Origin of the sequence: Fontisphaera persica (assembly GCF_024832785.1) — a bacterium.
Taxonomy (GTDB): domain Bacteria; phylum Verrucomicrobiota; class Verrucomicrobiia; order Limisphaerales; family Fontisphaeraceae; genus Fontisphaera; species Fontisphaera persica.
This window is the reverse complement of the sequence record NZ_CP116615.1, coordinates 3,464,519-3,479,345: the sequence shown is the minus strand read 5'-3', so window position 1 is coordinate 3,479,345 and position 14,827 is coordinate 3,464,519. Positions and strand designations below refer to the sequence as shown.

12 protein-coding genes are annotated in these 14,827 nt (G+C 62.9%); 4 read left to right on the top strand and 8 right to left on the bottom strand.

Features of this window, described 5'->3' with window-relative positions; all coding sequences use genetic code 11:
* Nucleotides 1–19 precede the first annotated feature (19 nt).
* Nucleotides 20–508 (top strand): PAS domain-containing protein, encoded by a 489-nt coding sequence (locus tag NXS98_RS13030; protein WP_283845449.1) that lies wholly within the window; start codon nt 20–22, stop codon nt 506–508.
* A 15-nt stretch (nt 509–523) separates the two neighbouring features.
* Here the strand turns inward: NXS98_RS13030 and NXS98_RS13025 are convergent, their stop codons facing one another.
* From NXS98_RS13025 to NXS98_RS13015, 3 genes are all read right to left on the bottom strand, one after another.
* Nucleotides 524–940 (bottom strand): ExbD/TolR family protein, encoded by a 417-nt coding sequence (locus NXS98_RS13025; protein WP_283845446.1) that lies wholly within the window; start codon nt 938–940, stop codon nt 524–526.
* 6 nt (nt 941–946) lie between these two features.
* Nucleotides 947–1,543, bottom strand: coding sequence for a MotA/TolQ/ExbB proton channel family protein (locus NXS98_RS13020; RefSeq protein WP_283845444.1), 597 nt, complete (start codon nt 1,541–1,543; stop codon nt 947–949).
* A gap of 129 nt (nt 1,544–1,672) precedes the next feature.
* Nucleotides 1,673–2,830 carry a hypothetical protein gene (locus tag NXS98_RS13015; RefSeq protein WP_283845443.1) on the bottom strand — a complete coding sequence of 386 codons (1,158 nt, stop codon included), beginning with the start codon at nt 2,828–2,830 and terminating at the stop codon, nt 1,673–1,675.
* Nucleotides 2,831–2,912: 82 nt separating this feature from the next.
* On the opposite strand from NXS98_RS13015, the gene NXS98_RS13010 reads away from it, so the two are divergent.
* From NXS98_RS13010 to NXS98_RS13000, 3 genes are all read left to right on the top strand, one after another.
* On the top strand, nt 2,913–3,887 hold the full coding sequence (locus tag NXS98_RS13010; protein WP_283845442.1) for a sugar phosphate isomerase/epimerase family protein: 975 nt from the start codon (nt 2,913–2,915) through the stop codon (nt 3,885–3,887).
* Between the two features lie 78 nt (nt 3,888–3,965).
* A complete protein-coding gene (locus tag NXS98_RS13005) occupies nt 3,966–5,000 on the top strand; it encodes an aldo/keto reductase (RefSeq protein ID WP_283845441.1) in 1,035 nt (344 codons plus the stop codon).
* Between the two features lie 217 nt (nt 5,001–5,217).
* Nucleotides 5,218–6,210, top strand: coding sequence for a bifunctional methionine sulfoxide reductase B/A protein (locus NXS98_RS13000; RefSeq protein ID WP_283848176.1), 993 nt, complete (start codon nt 5,218–5,220; stop codon nt 6,208–6,210).
* A 27-nt stretch (nt 6,211–6,237) separates the two neighbouring features.
* Here NXS98_RS13000 and NXS98_RS12995 read toward each other — a convergent pair whose 3' ends face one another.
* The 5 genes from NXS98_RS12995 to NXS98_RS12975 form a co-directional block, all read right to left on the bottom strand.
* Nucleotides 6,238–8,361 carry a DUF4129 domain-containing transglutaminase family protein gene (locus tag NXS98_RS12995; RefSeq protein ID WP_283845440.1) on the bottom strand — a complete coding sequence of 708 codons (2,124 nt, stop codon included), beginning with the start codon at nt 8,359–8,361 and terminating at the stop codon, nt 6,238–6,240.
* A 26-nt stretch (nt 8,362–8,387) separates the two neighbouring features.
* The gene (locus NXS98_RS12990) at nt 8,388–9,728 is read right to left on the bottom strand and encodes a DUF58 domain-containing protein (RefSeq protein WP_283845439.1); all 1,341 of its coding nucleotides are present in this window, start codon (nt 9,726–9,728) and stop codon (nt 8,388–8,390) included.
* Between the two features lie 187 nt (nt 9,729–9,915).
* Nucleotides 9,916–10,869, bottom strand: coding sequence for an AAA family ATPase (locus tag NXS98_RS12985; protein WP_283845438.1), 954 nt, complete (start codon nt 10,867–10,869; stop codon nt 9,916–9,918).
* A 1,741-nt stretch (nt 10,870–12,610) separates the two neighbouring features.
* Nucleotides 12,611–13,441, bottom strand: a complete 831-nt coding sequence (locus NXS98_RS12980) for a HEAT repeat domain-containing protein (RefSeq protein ID WP_283845437.1) — start codon at nt 13,439–13,441, stop codon at nt 12,611–12,613.
* A complete protein-coding gene (locus tag NXS98_RS12975) occupies nt 13,438–14,472 on the bottom strand; it encodes an RHS repeat-associated core domain-containing protein (protein WP_283845436.1) in 1,035 nt (344 codons plus the stop codon). Before NXS98_RS12975 ends, NXS98_RS12980 begins: the two co-directional genes overlap by 4 nt.
* Between the last annotated feature and the right edge of the window lie 355 nt (nt 14,473–14,827).

Here is a 14,827-nt window from a genome sequence, read left to right as displayed (position 1 = left end):
CCATAAAACTTTGGGCCACATGAACGCTGCAACTCAGGCTGTTTATGCTCGGTCGGACCTCTTCCGCGAAGTCTTTGAGGGCTTTCCCCACGCGCTGCTGGTGCTGGACGAGCACCTGCGCCTTCTGCACGTCAACCGCGCCGCCGCCGGTCTCAGCGGCGCCGAGCGCAAAGCCATGCTGTACCGCCAGAACGGCGAGGCATTTCATTGCGTTCATGCCGAGGAGCATCCCGAGGGCTGCGGCCACGCGCCCGCTTGTGCCAAATGTGCCGTGAAACAAAGTGTGCTGGAGGTGCTGTCCGGCATGCCATTGGTGCAACGCAACCACCACGCTTTGCTAGGCTCGCATGGGCACGTGCGGGAGCTGCACCTGCGGCTGACCGCCTCGGCGCTGCGGCATGACGGCGAGCGGCTGGTGCTGGTCATGTTGGAAGACACCCAGGCGCCGCCGCCCATGCCCTGGTTGATGACGGGCAAAACCGTCTTTCACCAGACGACTTCGCCCTAGTCCGGCCTGCCGCGCTCAGGGGTTGCGCACATGCGCGCTCAGGTTGGTCAGGCGCGCCTCGCGGGCGGCGTCCATGACGCGCACAATCTGCTCGAAGGGCGCCAGGGCATCGGCGCGAATGGCCACGCCCGGCGGCGGCTGGCGGGAGGCGTGGCTGGCAAACTCCTTGCGCAGTTGGTCCAGGGTCACCGCCATGCCATTGTAGCGCAGGTAGGGCGGTTGTTTGTCCACTTCCACCAGCAACACCACACCCGCCTCGGACACCCCCGCCTGGGCCTGCCGGGATTCGGGCAGCGTGAGCCGCAAGGAGGGCTGCTGGTTTTTGAAGGTGGTGGTGACAATGAGGAAGATGAGCAGCACAATCAGAATATCTATGAGCGCCACGATGATAATCGTGGGGGCGTGGCGGCGGCGGTGCGTGATGAATTGCATGGCGGCTCAATCTTCCGCGCGCCGCAGGTATTGGCGGCGCAGAAATTCAGTGCACAGGCTTTCCATTTCCACAGCCATGGCCTGGATTTTGGCGTTGTAATAGCTCCAGGCAATCAGCGCCGGAATGGCAATCAGCAGCCCCAACAGGGTGGCGGTGAGAATGACCGAAATGCCCTTGGCCAGCTCGGTGCTTTGGATGATTTCGCTGGTGCCCAGGGTCCCAAAGAGGCTCATCAAGCCAAACACTGTGCCCACCAACCCCAGCAGCGGCGCGATGCCCACGGTGATTTCCAGGATGACCAGCCCGCGTTCCAGACCCACAATCTCCTGGCGGGCCTGAGTTTGCACCGCCTCGGCGTTTTCGGCCTTGGGCCATTCCAGATGTTGCGCGGCCACCTGCACCAGCCGGCTGAGGCTGGAGGGTTTTTGCTGGCAAATCTTGAGCAAGATGCCCAGGTCTTCCGGCCCGTGGCAATTCTGCAAAGCCGCCACCACCTCGGTGGGCACCACGCGGCTGCGGCGCAAGGCCAGGCCGCGCTCCACGATGACGGTGCCCCCCACCAGCGAGGTCAACAACAACAAACCCAAAAAGATGAGTTCCATGATTCCAAACCCGCCGCGCCCAAGGAGTTCATTCCCCTTGCGCCCGGGTGTTACTTACGGGCAAGCGCCCCGTGCTGCAAGCAAATTGCCATCCCCCGGCGCGCTGGGCCGGCCACGGCGGCCGCCGGCCTAATCATAATAAAAGGTGAAGCGCACCTTGCGCACCCCACCCTGGAACAGCCGCTGCATCTCCGGCGGCCATTTGGCATACGGTGAGGGGTCGGTGATGGCCATCTGGCACAGCGACGCCAGAAAGTCCCCCACCGTGCTCTCCACCAGCTCCACATCACTGACGCGCCCCGAGGCGTGCAGTTGAAAATCCACCACCACCACCCCACGGCGGTCGCCGGAAAAACGCGCGCGCTCCAGCAGGTCATACCATCGCTGCTGGACGGCGGCGACAATCATCGCATCGTACGCCCCAAACGGCGTGGCTTTGGCGTCCAGGGCGGATATGGCCAGGCGGTTTTTCACCCCCCCTTCCTGCTTCATTTTCTGGCCGGCAATGGCGTTGTCCTGCATCCGGGCCTTGGCCTCCACCAACGTGCGCACACGGGCCGGTGGGGTGGCGGGACGCTCTGGTCCCGGCTCGGCAGGTGGACGCGGCGGAGGCTGCGGCAAGAGTGCTTCTGAGGGCCGGGCCAGCGCCAGATTGCCCGGCGGCTGCCGCTCAGCGGGCGGGCGCGGCTCGGGTTGGGGCGGGGCCGTGGCGGGCTGCAAAGGCCGCGCCACGTCGGCCTCCGGCGCTTCCTCGGCCGGCTGGCGGTCGGGCGGTCGTGGTTGCGGATTCTGTTGCGGCTGGGGCCGCACGGGGGTGGGAGCGGACTCGGTGGCCCGCGGGATGCGCGTTTGCTTGCCGTCCAGGTTGGGTTGGTCAGACTCCTTCTTGATTTCCGGATTCGCGGCCCGCGAATTTTTATCGCTGTAATAACGCGCCTGGGGAGGCTCCTCCTGCGTCGCGGCCAACGGGTCCACCGGCACAAAGATTTGCGGGGGCGGCTGTGGCAGCAGGATGGCCAACTCCCGCGGCTCCAGCCGCGGCGTGGACTTTTTCTCTTCCGGTTTGGGTTTGGGGATGAGCCACTTCATCAGGATGGCGGGCGCATCGGAGGGTTTGGGGGTGATGGCGGCCATGACCTTTTCGTAGCCCGCCCAATGCCATGACTTGACCACCCGGTAACCGCTATAAAGGGCCAGATGCACCACCAGCGACACCACCGCCGCCCACGCCAGCGTGCGGCTGGCGAGGGGGCGCACCCAACCCGTGGCGTTCGCCGGTTCGCTCATGTCCTATTAACACTGCCTCAACTATTTCGACGGGACAATGGGAGATTTGCTTCAGGCGGGCCGATAGCTTACACTGCGGGCCATGAGCATATCACCTCGCCCCGCCGGCGGCGTGCCACGCCGGGCCTTTGTCAACACCCTGGCACTGGCTGCCGCCGCCACCGCCCTGCCCGCCGCCGCCACTGCCGCCCCGGCCGCCGGGCGCCCCAGGGTCAAGCTCGGCATCTCCAGTTACTCCTACTGGCATTTTCGCGCGCCCAAAGTGCCCATTGAAACGGTCATCGAAAAGGCCAGCGCCCTGGGCGCGCCGGCGGTGGACATCCTTCACCGGCAAATGGACATCCCCGAGCGCGAGCCGCTGACGGCCGAACACCGGGCTTATTTGCGGCGGCTCAAGCGCCATGCTTTCAGGCACGGGGTGGCGCTCATTGCGTTGTCCATCCACCAAGATTTTGTGGACCCGGACCCGGCCTACCTCCAGCGGCAGGTGGAACACACCCACAAATGCATTGAAATTGCCGCCGAGCTGGGCGCACCGTGCATTCGCCTCAACAGCGGGCGGTGGAATACCATCCAGGATTTTGATGCGCTCATGAAAGCCCGCGGGGTGGAGCCCATCCTCCCCGGCCACACGGAAGAAGAGGGATTCAAGTGGTGCGCGGAATGCATTGCCCAGTGCCTGCCCAAGGCCGAGCAGCACGGCGTCATCCTGGCGCTGGAAAACCATTGGGGCCTGACCAGCACCCCCGAAGGCCAGTTGCGGCTGCTCAAGCAGTTTGATTCGCCCTGGCTGGGCGCCCTGATGGATACCGGAAACTTCCTGGAGGAGCCGTACGACAAACTCCGCCAAATTGCTCCGCGCACCGTGTTTGTGCAGGCCAAGACGTATTTCGGCGGCGGCGAGTGGTACACCCTGGATTTGGATTACCGCCGCATCGCGGCCATTCTGGCCGAGGTCAATTACCAGGGCTACGTGGCGGTGGAATTTGAAGGCAAAGCGCCGGCGGACGAAGGCGTGCCCCGCAGCCTGGCTCTGCTGCGGGAGGCGTTTCAATAAAGCGCGGTGTTGCCAGCTCAGGCAAAACATGGCAGTTTAAGGACATTAACATCCTATGCCCGGCTGGCCAATAAACTCATGATGAACCATCCCAACTCCCCGGGAGGCGGTTGCAGCCGCCGTCGTTTTCTCCGTGCCACCCTGGCAGCCGGCGCTGCGTGGAGCACAGTGCCCACCCTGATGCGCGCGGCCGCCGCAACGCCGCTGGACAGTGGCCGCCCCCTGCCCAAACGGGTGCTGGGCCGGACGGGCGTGGAGGTGACCATCTTGGGCCTGGGCACTGCGCCCGTGGGCGAAGCCCGCATTGATGCCAAAGAAGCCGAGCGCATTTTCGGCGAGGTCATGGACAGCGGCGTCAACTACATTGACACCGCCCGCGGCTACGGCATTGCCGAGGAAGTGCTCGGCAACCTGGTGCCCGCGCGGCGCGACAAGCTGTTCCTCGTCACCAAGGTCTGGACGGACAACGCCGCCGAGGCCGAGAAATCCCTCACCCAAAGCCTGCGCCTGCTCAAAGTGGACCACGTGGATTTGGTGCACATCCACCATCTGGGCGGTAAAAACTTGGAGCGCGTGCTGGCCAAGGACGGCGTGCTCGAATACCTGCTGAAGCAAAAGGAAGCGGGCAAGCTGCGGTTCATTGGCATGTCCGGCCACGCCAATCCGTGGAAATACGTCAAGATGCTGGAAACCAAACAGATGGACGTGATGATGACGGTGATGAATTACGCCGACCGCAACATCTATGGTTTTGAGGAGACCGTGCTGCCCGAGTGCCGCAAGCAAAACGTGGGCGTGGTGGCCATGAAGGTCTATGCGGGCATCAAAGGGGGCTTCCCCAATCACCGCAAAGGCTGGGTGGGCTGCAACACGCCGCCTGAGCGGCTCGCCCAAGCCATGGCCTATGCGCTGGATTTGCCGGGGGTCAGCTCCGCGGTCATCGGCCCCTTCACCCTCGAGCAGGCCCGTCACAATGTGGCCCTGGCCCGCCAGTACCAGCCGCTAAGCGACGCCGAGCGGCAGGATTTGCTCAAGTTTGGCCGCGAGCTGGCGCAAAACCTGGGACCGCGCTACGGCCCGGTGGACGAGCGTCAGCGCCAGGGGCAGGGCTGAGCATCAGCCCGCGATGCCGGCGCAGCCCGCCCGCCGGGAATGCCCGTTCACCCGATGCCTCCCAAATAACTCCGGCAACGGCATTGCGCGGGCGGCGGGATGCGCTAACTTTTCCGTGATGAATGCCTGGCATTCATTTTATCGGAAGGTCTCGGCGGGCTTGCGAGTGAAGAGTGCCGTCCTCGCCGCCGTGCTGGCTTTTGTCGCCCCATTGCTTATGGCTCAAAATACGCCTCCCTTCAAGAAACCGGACGCTGCCGAGTTGAAGCAGAAACTCGACCCCTTGCAATACCACGTTACCCAGCAGTGTGGCACCGAGCCTCCCTTCCGCAACGCCTACTGGGATAATAAAAAGCCGGGCATTTATGTGGACATCGTCAGCGGCGAGCCGTTGTTCAGTTCGCTGGACAAGTTCGATTCCGGCTCCGGCTGGCCCAGCTTCACCCGCCCGCTGCCGGGCACCCAGCTCATCGAAAAACCGGACCTTTCACACGGCATGGAGCGCATTGAAGTGCGCTCCAAAGCAGCCGACTCCCACCTGGGCCACGTGTTTCCCGACGGCCCCAAGCCCACCGGCCTGCGCTATTGCATCAACTCCGCCGCCCTGCGCTTCATCCCCGTCGAAAAAATGGCCGAGGAAGGTTACGGCGAGTACCTGGAGCCGTTCATCAAAGCGGGCCTTTACAAGCCCAAACCCGCCGCCGCCAACGCCGCTTCCGCCGCAAAAACCGAAATTGCCACCCTGGCCGGGGGCTGTTTCTGGGGCATGGAGGAAATCCTCCGCAAAATTCCCGGCGTGCTGGAGACCACCGTCGGATATACGGGCGGCACCACGGAATCGCCCACCTACAAGGAAGTCTGCACCGGCCGGACCGGCCATGCCGAGGCCGTGCAGGTGGTGTTTGAGCCCACGCGCTTAAGCTACGAGGAATTGCTGGGCTACTTTTTCCGCATGCATGACCCCACCACGCTGAATCGTCAGCACAATGATGTGGGCACCCAGTATCGCTCGGCCATCTTTTACCATTCCGAGGAGCAGCGGCAAACGGCGGAAAAGGTCAAAGCGCGCGTCAACGCCAGCGGCAAGTGGAAACGGCCCATCGTCACGGAGATTACCAAAGCGGGCAAGTTCTGGCCGGCTGAAGATTACCACCAGGATTACCTGCAAAAAAATCCCGGCGGCTACAACTGCCATTATTTGCGGGATTGAACGAATGCAGCCGGGGGGGTGACACGGTTACCCGCGGCGGCCGGCGGGTTTACCCTGGCGCCTCCGCCAGGCCTCCAGTTGCTCCAACAGCGCCGCGCTTTCCTGCCGCAAACGGGCGCGTTCTTCCGGTCCCAAGCTTTGCGGGTCAAACCGCAACCGGTAATGCAAGCGCACCACCGGCTCCCACGGCGGCCAGTCCGGCGGCAGCTCCGGGGCAATCCGTTGCAGCCATAAGGTGAGCGGCTCGTGCGGGGCGCGCGCCAGGCCCATTTGCGCCAGGCGCTTTTCCACCGCAAAAAACTCGGAGTCCAACCCGGCCCGCGCGAGGGCTTCCGCCGGGGCGGCCTTGCTGCTGTGGCGCCGCCGCCGGCGCCGCGCCTCCCAGGCAAACCGCGCCGCCAGCAACAACACCGCCGCCATGAGCACCCAGAAAACATATTGGCGCAACTGGCCCTGGCCCCACCGCAGCCGCGAAAACTGCCAGTACAACCAGGAGAAGGCGTCGGCCACCGGCTCCCACCAGCCCCGCTGATTTTCCTCCAAGCCCAGCCACGTGCCCGGGGTGGTGTCCAGCTCGCGCCACAAGCGCGCCTGCGCGTCCCAGTAGAGGCACCAGGCATGCGCATGCCGCCCGCGAATGACGTATTTGCCCGGCCCCGCCGACTCCTGCACACTCCAGCCGGTAACGTACCGCGCGGGAATGCCCGCCTGCCGCAGCAACAGCACGGTGGCGGTGGCAAAGTACTCGCAATGCCCCTTGCGCCCCTGCAACAAGAACCATGCCAGCGGCGTGGGATGAACGTGGTTGGTGTACTGCGCCGCCGCCATGGTTTGATAGAGGCTGTATTCAAAGTGCAGATTGAAGAAAGACTCAATGGCCCGCACCCGCTGCGGGAGCGGCAGCTCGTCCAGTTTCAATTGCGCGGCCACCTGCGCCAGCGCCGGGCGCTCCGCTTCGGGCACGTCCAAATCAAACGTCGGGTCCGGCGCCGAATCCAGCGTGGCAGCCTCCGTGCTCCGGGCGCGGTACTCCACCAGCCCCGGCCCCACATCCACGCGCAGCACGCCCAGGTGATTGGTCTTCAAATCAAACACCGGCAGCTCGTCCAGGCGCGTCAACCCATGCGGCACGGCCAGCAGGCCGCGCCCGCCCTCCAAGTAGGCGCTGATGATTACTTCCCGGTGGGCCGGCGCCTCCAAAAAGACCCACGAGGTTTCATTGGTCTCCGGGTACACCGGCATAAAATCACGGCGCGCGCCCGCGCTTTGCCACGTCTCCGCCCGGTAAATCGTGTAGGCCGTCTCCCGCAGCAGGGGAAGGCCGCCATTGCCGGACAGCACCGTCACGCGCATGACGATGCGCCCCGAGCCTTTGGCGCGGCCCATCTGCCCAATCATGGTGCGGGACTCCTTGGAATTGAGCGCGCGCCCCGAAGGCGCGGAGAGCCAGAGGGTTTGCAGATGATTGGCCAGCGCGCTCATTTCGCGCAACCCCGCCACCACCCCCGCTCCTAGAATCGCCCCCACCAGCCACAGGCTGGCCCACACCACCGGCCGGTAGCGCGGGCTGCGCGCCGGCCATAGCGCGTAAGCCATCAAGGGCGCCAGCGCGGCGAAAAACCAGAGCCGTTGCTCATTGACGGCGCTGGCAGCCAGCACGCAGACGCCGAAGTACGGATAACCCAGATGCAGGGCCGGCCCGCCATCGGCAGCGGCCTGGTCCTTGCCCGCCGCCTTCCAACGGCCCAGGCGCCTAAATAAACCCGCCGGCAACGCCGCCCTGCCGCTGTAAAATTGGGCCATCACCAGCGGATAAAACACCAGCGGGAGCCATTGAAAGAAAATCAGCACCGACCGCGCCGCCGTTTCCATCGCCCGCGTGCGCTGGGTAAAGTTGCTGCCGCCCAGGAAGGTGGTCATGGCGCTCATGCCCTCCTGCGCCGCAAACACGTAGGCAAAGGCCCCCAAAAACAACAGCACCGTGATGGTCCACAACTGCCGGAAATCCCCCAGCTCCAGCTCCCAGTGCCAGCGCGCCCAGCGGGGCAGCTCGATGGCCACTCCCAGCACCACGGCCACCCAGAGCCAGCCGGTCTGCCAGCCCCACAAGGCCAGCGTCAATCCCAGCAGGAAGGGAGGCGGCGCTTTCATACAATGCCAGGCTTGCCCATATCAATTTACAACCGGGCCAGGCTTTCGGCCACCCGGTCCGTTTCCACCAGATGACAGGCGGGCGCAGGATGCTCCTGAAGATAACGCCGCAACGGCGCCGCCTCCTCGGGCGTGACCACCACCAGGCTTAAAAGCGGCACGCCCAACTGCTCCAGCCGCCGCGCCAGCTCGCGGCGCGGTTCATCCCACGCCACAAACACCCCCACGCATCCGCTCACCGCCGCCAGATGCCGCATCACCAGATGGCTCAACGCCTCAAAAGGCTGGTCCTGACACGTTTTGACCGCCGCCAATATCTCGAGCATTTGCTCGGTGTGCGCCAGGCCGCGCCCCGCCGTGAAGCAATAGGCTTGCGTGCCCACAAACAATAAATCCAGCAGCGATTCCTGCGTCAGCAGCGTGCAGGCAAACGAAGCCGCCACCGATACCGCCTCCTCAAAGGCCGCGCTTTTGGGGTCGTCGCAAAAAGTGTCCAGAATCAACGCATGCCGCACGAAAAACTCGTCCTCGTATTCTTTGACCACCGGCTGCCCCACCTTGGCCCAGCTCTTCCAATGCACCCGCCGCAATGGGTCGCCGGGACGGTATTCGCGCAGGCCCACAAACTCGTCCGCCAACCCCACCGACCCGGCCAGGGCGACCCCGCCCGGCTGGTAACGCCGCGCCCCGGGCAGGGCCAGCGGCGGCAGTGGATACCGCCGCGGCAGCACGCACAACGTCCCCGGCAAGGGATGGAAATCCAATGCCCGAAACAATCCCAGCGGGTCCGTGCGCGCCACCCATACGCCCTCGAAACGCAGGATGCCCCGCCGCTGCGGGGTCAATTCCACGGTGACATCCACCTCGCCGTTGGGGCGAATGACTGGCACCTGCGTCTCCCGCACGGTGGCCAGTGGTTTCCATTCCGGCAAGGGCTCGCGGCCCAGGCCATACCACTTCCCGCGGCGGTCCCGCGCCTGCATCGCCGCCGCAAACTCCGCGTAGTCCGGCCGCTGGTCCGCCAGGCGTTCACGCACGCGCAGGCCGGCTTCCGGCCGCGGCCGCAGATTGCGCAATACCAAAGTGTAGCGCACTGGCGTGCCGGCGGTGGCGTGACGGGGTAAATGCCGCTCCGCTTGCACCGGCGCGCGAAATCGCCACGCCCCCACCCAGGCCAGGACCAGCAACGCCACCAACAAACCCAGGGTTTGCTGGCTCAAGGCGCGATAGCTTTCGGTTTGAAAGCCGGTCAGCAGCGCCATCAACAACCCGCCCAGCACCGCCAGCCCGGCGGCGGTGAAGCGGCGCTCGCTCCACCCCCGCAAGCCCGTCACCAGACCATAGATGAGGTAAGTCAGCCGGTACATGCGTCAGCACACGGGAAAGGGAGGGTTAATGACCAATGACCCAAAATCCCAAATCCGAAGCTCGAAATCCGAATGGATTTAATCCAACCGCATGACCTTGAACAAGTCACGTCCCTTGAAACTTGAAACTTCAAGCTTGAAACTCCTTCTGTTGCCAGCCTGGTGCAAATCACGGCTCCGCCCCTTGTCACGCCGGCACCGGCACTTTCTTGAGCACTTCCTCAATCACGCCCGTGGCAGTTTGCCCCGCGAAACGCGCCTGGGGATCCATCACCAGCCGGTGCGCCAGCACGGCCACCGCCACTTCCCGCACCTGCTCCGGCGCCACAAAATCCAGCCCGTCCATCAATGCCAGCGCCTGCGCGGTTTTCATCAGCGCGAGCGAGCCCCGCGGGCTGGCGCCCAACTGCACTCCCGGCGCGTGGCGCGTCGCGTTCACCAGCTCCACCATGTACCGTTTCAGCTCATCGCTGACGCGCACCTGCCGGACCGCCTGCTGCACCTCCAGCACATCGGCGGTGGTGGCGCAGGGCCGCAAATCCTCAATGGGATGATGCTGCTGTTGCGCCGTCATGATGGCCACCTCCTCCTCCGGGCTGACGTAGCCCAGCTTGAACATCAGCGCGAAACGGTCCATCTGCGCCTCCGGCAGCGGGTAGGTGCCGCGAAACTCCACCGGGTTCTGCGTGGCCATCACAAAAAACATCGCGGGCAGTGGATGCCGCTGGCCTTCGGCGCTCACCTGCCCCTCCGCCATCGCCTCCAGCAGCGCCGATTGCGTGCGGGGCGACGCCCGGTTGATTTCATCCGCCAGCACGATGTTGGCAAACACCGGCCCCGGCACAAATCGAAATTCCTGCTCGCGCTGGTGATACACCGAGACGCCGAGGATGTCGGACGGCAGCAAATCCGGCGTGAACTGGATGCGTTTGAACTGCGCGTCCAGACTCAACGCCAGCGCCTTGGCCAGCGTTGTCTTGCCGGTGCCGGGATAATCCTCCAATAACACATGCCCGCCGCTGGCCAGCGCCGCCAGCAACTTCCGCGTGGCGGCGGATTGCCCGCGCATGACGCGGCTGATGTTGTCGGCAATTTTCCGGCAGGTGTGGCGCGCCTTTTCCCTTGGTGCGGGTTCAGCCATATATGGATGGTGTTTCTGATGCGAACTGCGCGCCCGGAGTTTGCCGCATCAAGCAAGGCCTTGCAAGCACAGCATGGCTCAACAGGCCTCCTGCCCACCCGGCGCTGGGTAACAGTTACTTTTGGCACACAATGCGATGGGGTAGAGGGAAAAAGGGTCAGAGCGCGTGAAAGGGGAAAACACCAACCACGAATGAACACGGATAGACACAAATTATTAACAGAAGGAAACGAAGGAAACGAAAAACGATAAGAGGCCCCTCACCTTGACCCTCTCCCACGGGGAGAGGGGAATGTTAATGGGCGTTGAGGGATTTCCGCCCGCTTTTGCTGGCTACAGGCCAAGATGAAGATGAGGGAAACGGCAGCCGCAGAAGAATAATTATTCATCCCTTGTCCTTGGCCTGCGAGTTTCAAGCCGAATACCGCCCCACGGGACGGGACGCCATACGTTATGGCTAATGCGAGATTGAGGTACGGATTGGTGCGTCCAGAGGCGTGTGTTTGACGACGGCAATTTTGCAATCACGGAGCCGGGAGGCTCCGTGAACCCGCAGGCGAGGACGCCTGCGCTACAATGGGGACGCGTGAGCTACTTGACGCCCAGTAAGACCTTCAACTCCCTGCGTCTTCGCGCCTTTGCTTCATTGCGATAATTAAAACACCAAACCCCCAGTGCCTCGTTCGATACCACTTTGCTCAACCTCGTCCCTGAGTTGGACGTCCGGTCTCGGGGAGCGCCTGCGCCTCGTCCCGCAAAGCGGGAGCGTCCCGCCGGAGTCAACTCCACCCCAGGCGTCTTTGTGGGCTTGCCCCGGTTTGATGGACACCTTGAGGAGGCGGTGCGCATGGGTTGTATTGAGTGGATTTGGCTCTCAAAGTGCCTAGGGGATGGGTAACCAACCGCGCTGTAGAGCCGCGTGCGGTTGTAATAAGTTTCAAAAGAGGCGAAGGCGTACGGCTGCGAGTCCGGCCTGCTCCCCGCAGGCCTATTCTTGTTTTACGATGCACCAAGCCGTGAGCTAGCTGAAACACGCAAGAAACCGAACCGCACCCTCCGACACCTCCCACTCCCCCCGTCTTCGCGCCTTCGCGCCTTTGCGTGAATTCAAACCAAACACCACACCCCGCCCACCTTGTTCTGCACCACCTTGCTCACCTGCTTCCAAGACTTGGACAACCGGTCTCGGGGAGCGCCTGCGTCCCGTCCCGCGAAGCGGGAGCGTCCCGCCGAAGTCAACTCCAACCCCGCTCTCGCCCTCTATTCCCACGCCCTAAATCAAGCCTTCATGCCTCCATCCCCTCGTCGCCGCCGTGGTCCACCAAACAGCGGCAGCGACTGCGGCTGAAGGGTCATCCTCCTCGTCGTCAGCCCGGTGACCGGCACGGCCAGCCCCAGCACCGGGCCTGCCTGTCGGCAGACAGGCCGCTCGCCTGAACCACCCCATTTACCCCGCGTCAAGCGCTATCGTCCACGACCACGCCCCAAAAACCGCGCCTTGTAACCTCCGCATGAAGGGCATCCAGGCGTTTACAGCTCATCGCCTCGTCAGGTGGCGTCCCGCAATGCAGCACCTTTGTCACCGGCCACAGTCTGGCAGCAGCCGTGGCGGGCCGACCTTCCTCTGGCGCAGCCTGAGTGCGGCTGTTTTCCTTAAACCGTTTGGTGGGGCACTGGTGGGGTTACTTGTTCGCCGCTGCGTTCCCTCCGAGCTTCTTGCGCGACAGCCGGAACTTCTCATTCAGGGATTGCGGCGGATTCGGCGCAATGCCCAATCGGCAGCATTGCGAACATCCTGGTCGGGGTCATTTCTGAGTTTCTCAAGATCCGGAATGGCTGACTGGGCGCTCGTGCCCAACTGTCCCAGCGTCTTTGCGCTGATGTAGCGTGTGCTTGAATTCGTGCTATCCAGGCGACGGATGAACTCGGCAACCACACTTTGAACAATCGCGTCGGTGCAATCAAAAGCCGCGTCCATTGGAAGCGTGTCAAGGGCGTTGAACAGTGCCGGAAGTTCCGCAAGAAGGTTCGTTCCCGCGTTTCTTGTTGCCATATGTCTTAGCACACCGGGGATTGCCTGGCGCGCCTCGTGGTTGGTATTGGTGAGCCCTCTGACCAACACACGAACCCCCGCTGGGCCAAGGTCGGAAAGAATCTCAGCAGCCGCTACAACCGCACCAGAATTAGTTGAGGCCATCAACTTGGTGAGTTCAGGGATTGCGGACGTGACACACGAACCCATGTATCTCAGCGCAGCTTCCGCCGCGATGGTCTGTTCCAAAGCTTGCTTTCGTTCTTCAACGCTATTGGGGTCGCTAGGGTCCGTCCGCGCGCTTACTGCATCACCCACTGTGAGTTGATCGAGCAGGTAGGGAATGACGTTCGTACCCGCTTGTTTGAATGCCTTGGTGGCCTCAATCCGCTGGCTAACATTCGTGGTTTTCTCAACCCATGTGCGCAGCCAGTAGCTCATCGGACGACCATTGACGACCGGACCGGATTCCTTCACCTTCTGCGCTGCAGCACAGGTGGCCGTCAGATGAGCGACTAGAAGGAAGAAGAACGTTTTCATTGGGGCACCCCCAGGGGAGTGAACGTCCCGTAATCCGGATTCCACTGCTTGTCCGGCTCATTGCAGTTGCCCCACCTTGGAAGACCTCCGGCTTCGCTTTTTCCCGGGTAAGGGTGGCGTTTGTAGAACTCGCCGAGACCCGATCCCTCGTAAGTGCCGTTGCCTTTCTTACCGTTGTAATAGCGGTATTCAAAGTAGTCGAAGACGATTTCCTTTTCAATCTTGCTTGGATTTGCGGTGAAGCAATGAATGAAGTTCTCATCCCAAAACGTCCCGCCTCCACGAGGCGGGTTGTTCGGATCCTGATCCCATCTGCGGTCCATGAAGCAAATCCAGCATCGGGGTGTCGGCTCCATGAACTGCAGAACCCTTTCTTTGCAGGCTGCGCAACTCGTCGCGCCATCGGGATCCATATCCGCGGGCTTCAGCCTCTTGTCGAGAAAGCTCTGCGCCAGCCCGAAGCGGCGCTTTAGTTCAACGAGGCCGTCGTTGACTTCCTTCTCTCTGCAACAAGAACAGTCGTAATTCTTGAAGATTTTTGATGGAGGCTTCGGGAAGGGCATCGGTGGCGGATATGAAGGAGGCGGTTCGCCAGGCTTGGGGTCTGGATACGGCCAACCAACAGCACCGTCGGCTTGCCCAAGCGCATCATAGCGGCGAATTGGATCATTCCGGACGAACCCGTAGAGATTCACACCGCCGTTCTCGTTGATGGGGTCTCTGGATGGCCATCTTCCAGTGTGGGGATTATAGTAGCGGTGGGCGTAGTAGTAGAGGCTGGTTTCCCAGTCAAAGTATTTGGTGGAGAAGAGGTGATTGAAGGTCTGGGCCAGGGGTCCAGTGGCGCGGAGGAGCTCGCCAAACGGGCCGTATTTGTATTGCGCAATCCATTGCTCTGTGGCCGCATGCGACGTGTGGAGGAATGACTTCCCCTCGGCGGGACGCCGAAGGGCACACGCCGGAGACGTGTGCTCCCCGAGATCAACAGCGCCCGCCAACCCTGTTTCATAATCCCTAGAAGCCAAACCCACCCCCTGCAACGTCCCCGACAAATCCACCCCCCACACGTGCGTGCGCACTTCGCCCCTTGTCCCATGCACTGCGGGACAACTCCTCTCCTCTACGATTGCCCACGCGCCTATGGCTTCACTCACCTGCATCTTGTGGCTGACCTCGAACCCAATATCCCCCAAAACACCCCTCCCTTCAAGCCTTCATTGCTCCCCCTCCCCAGTCTCCATGATCCAGGGCTGTGCAGCGGGCGCGGGTGGCCGACTTCCCCGGCACGGCCTGAGTGCCGCACGATCTTTCACACCTTTTGGCGGGACACCAACGCTATTTGGTGGTATGTGCGAACGGATTCGGGTTTGTCGTCCCTCTGAGGCA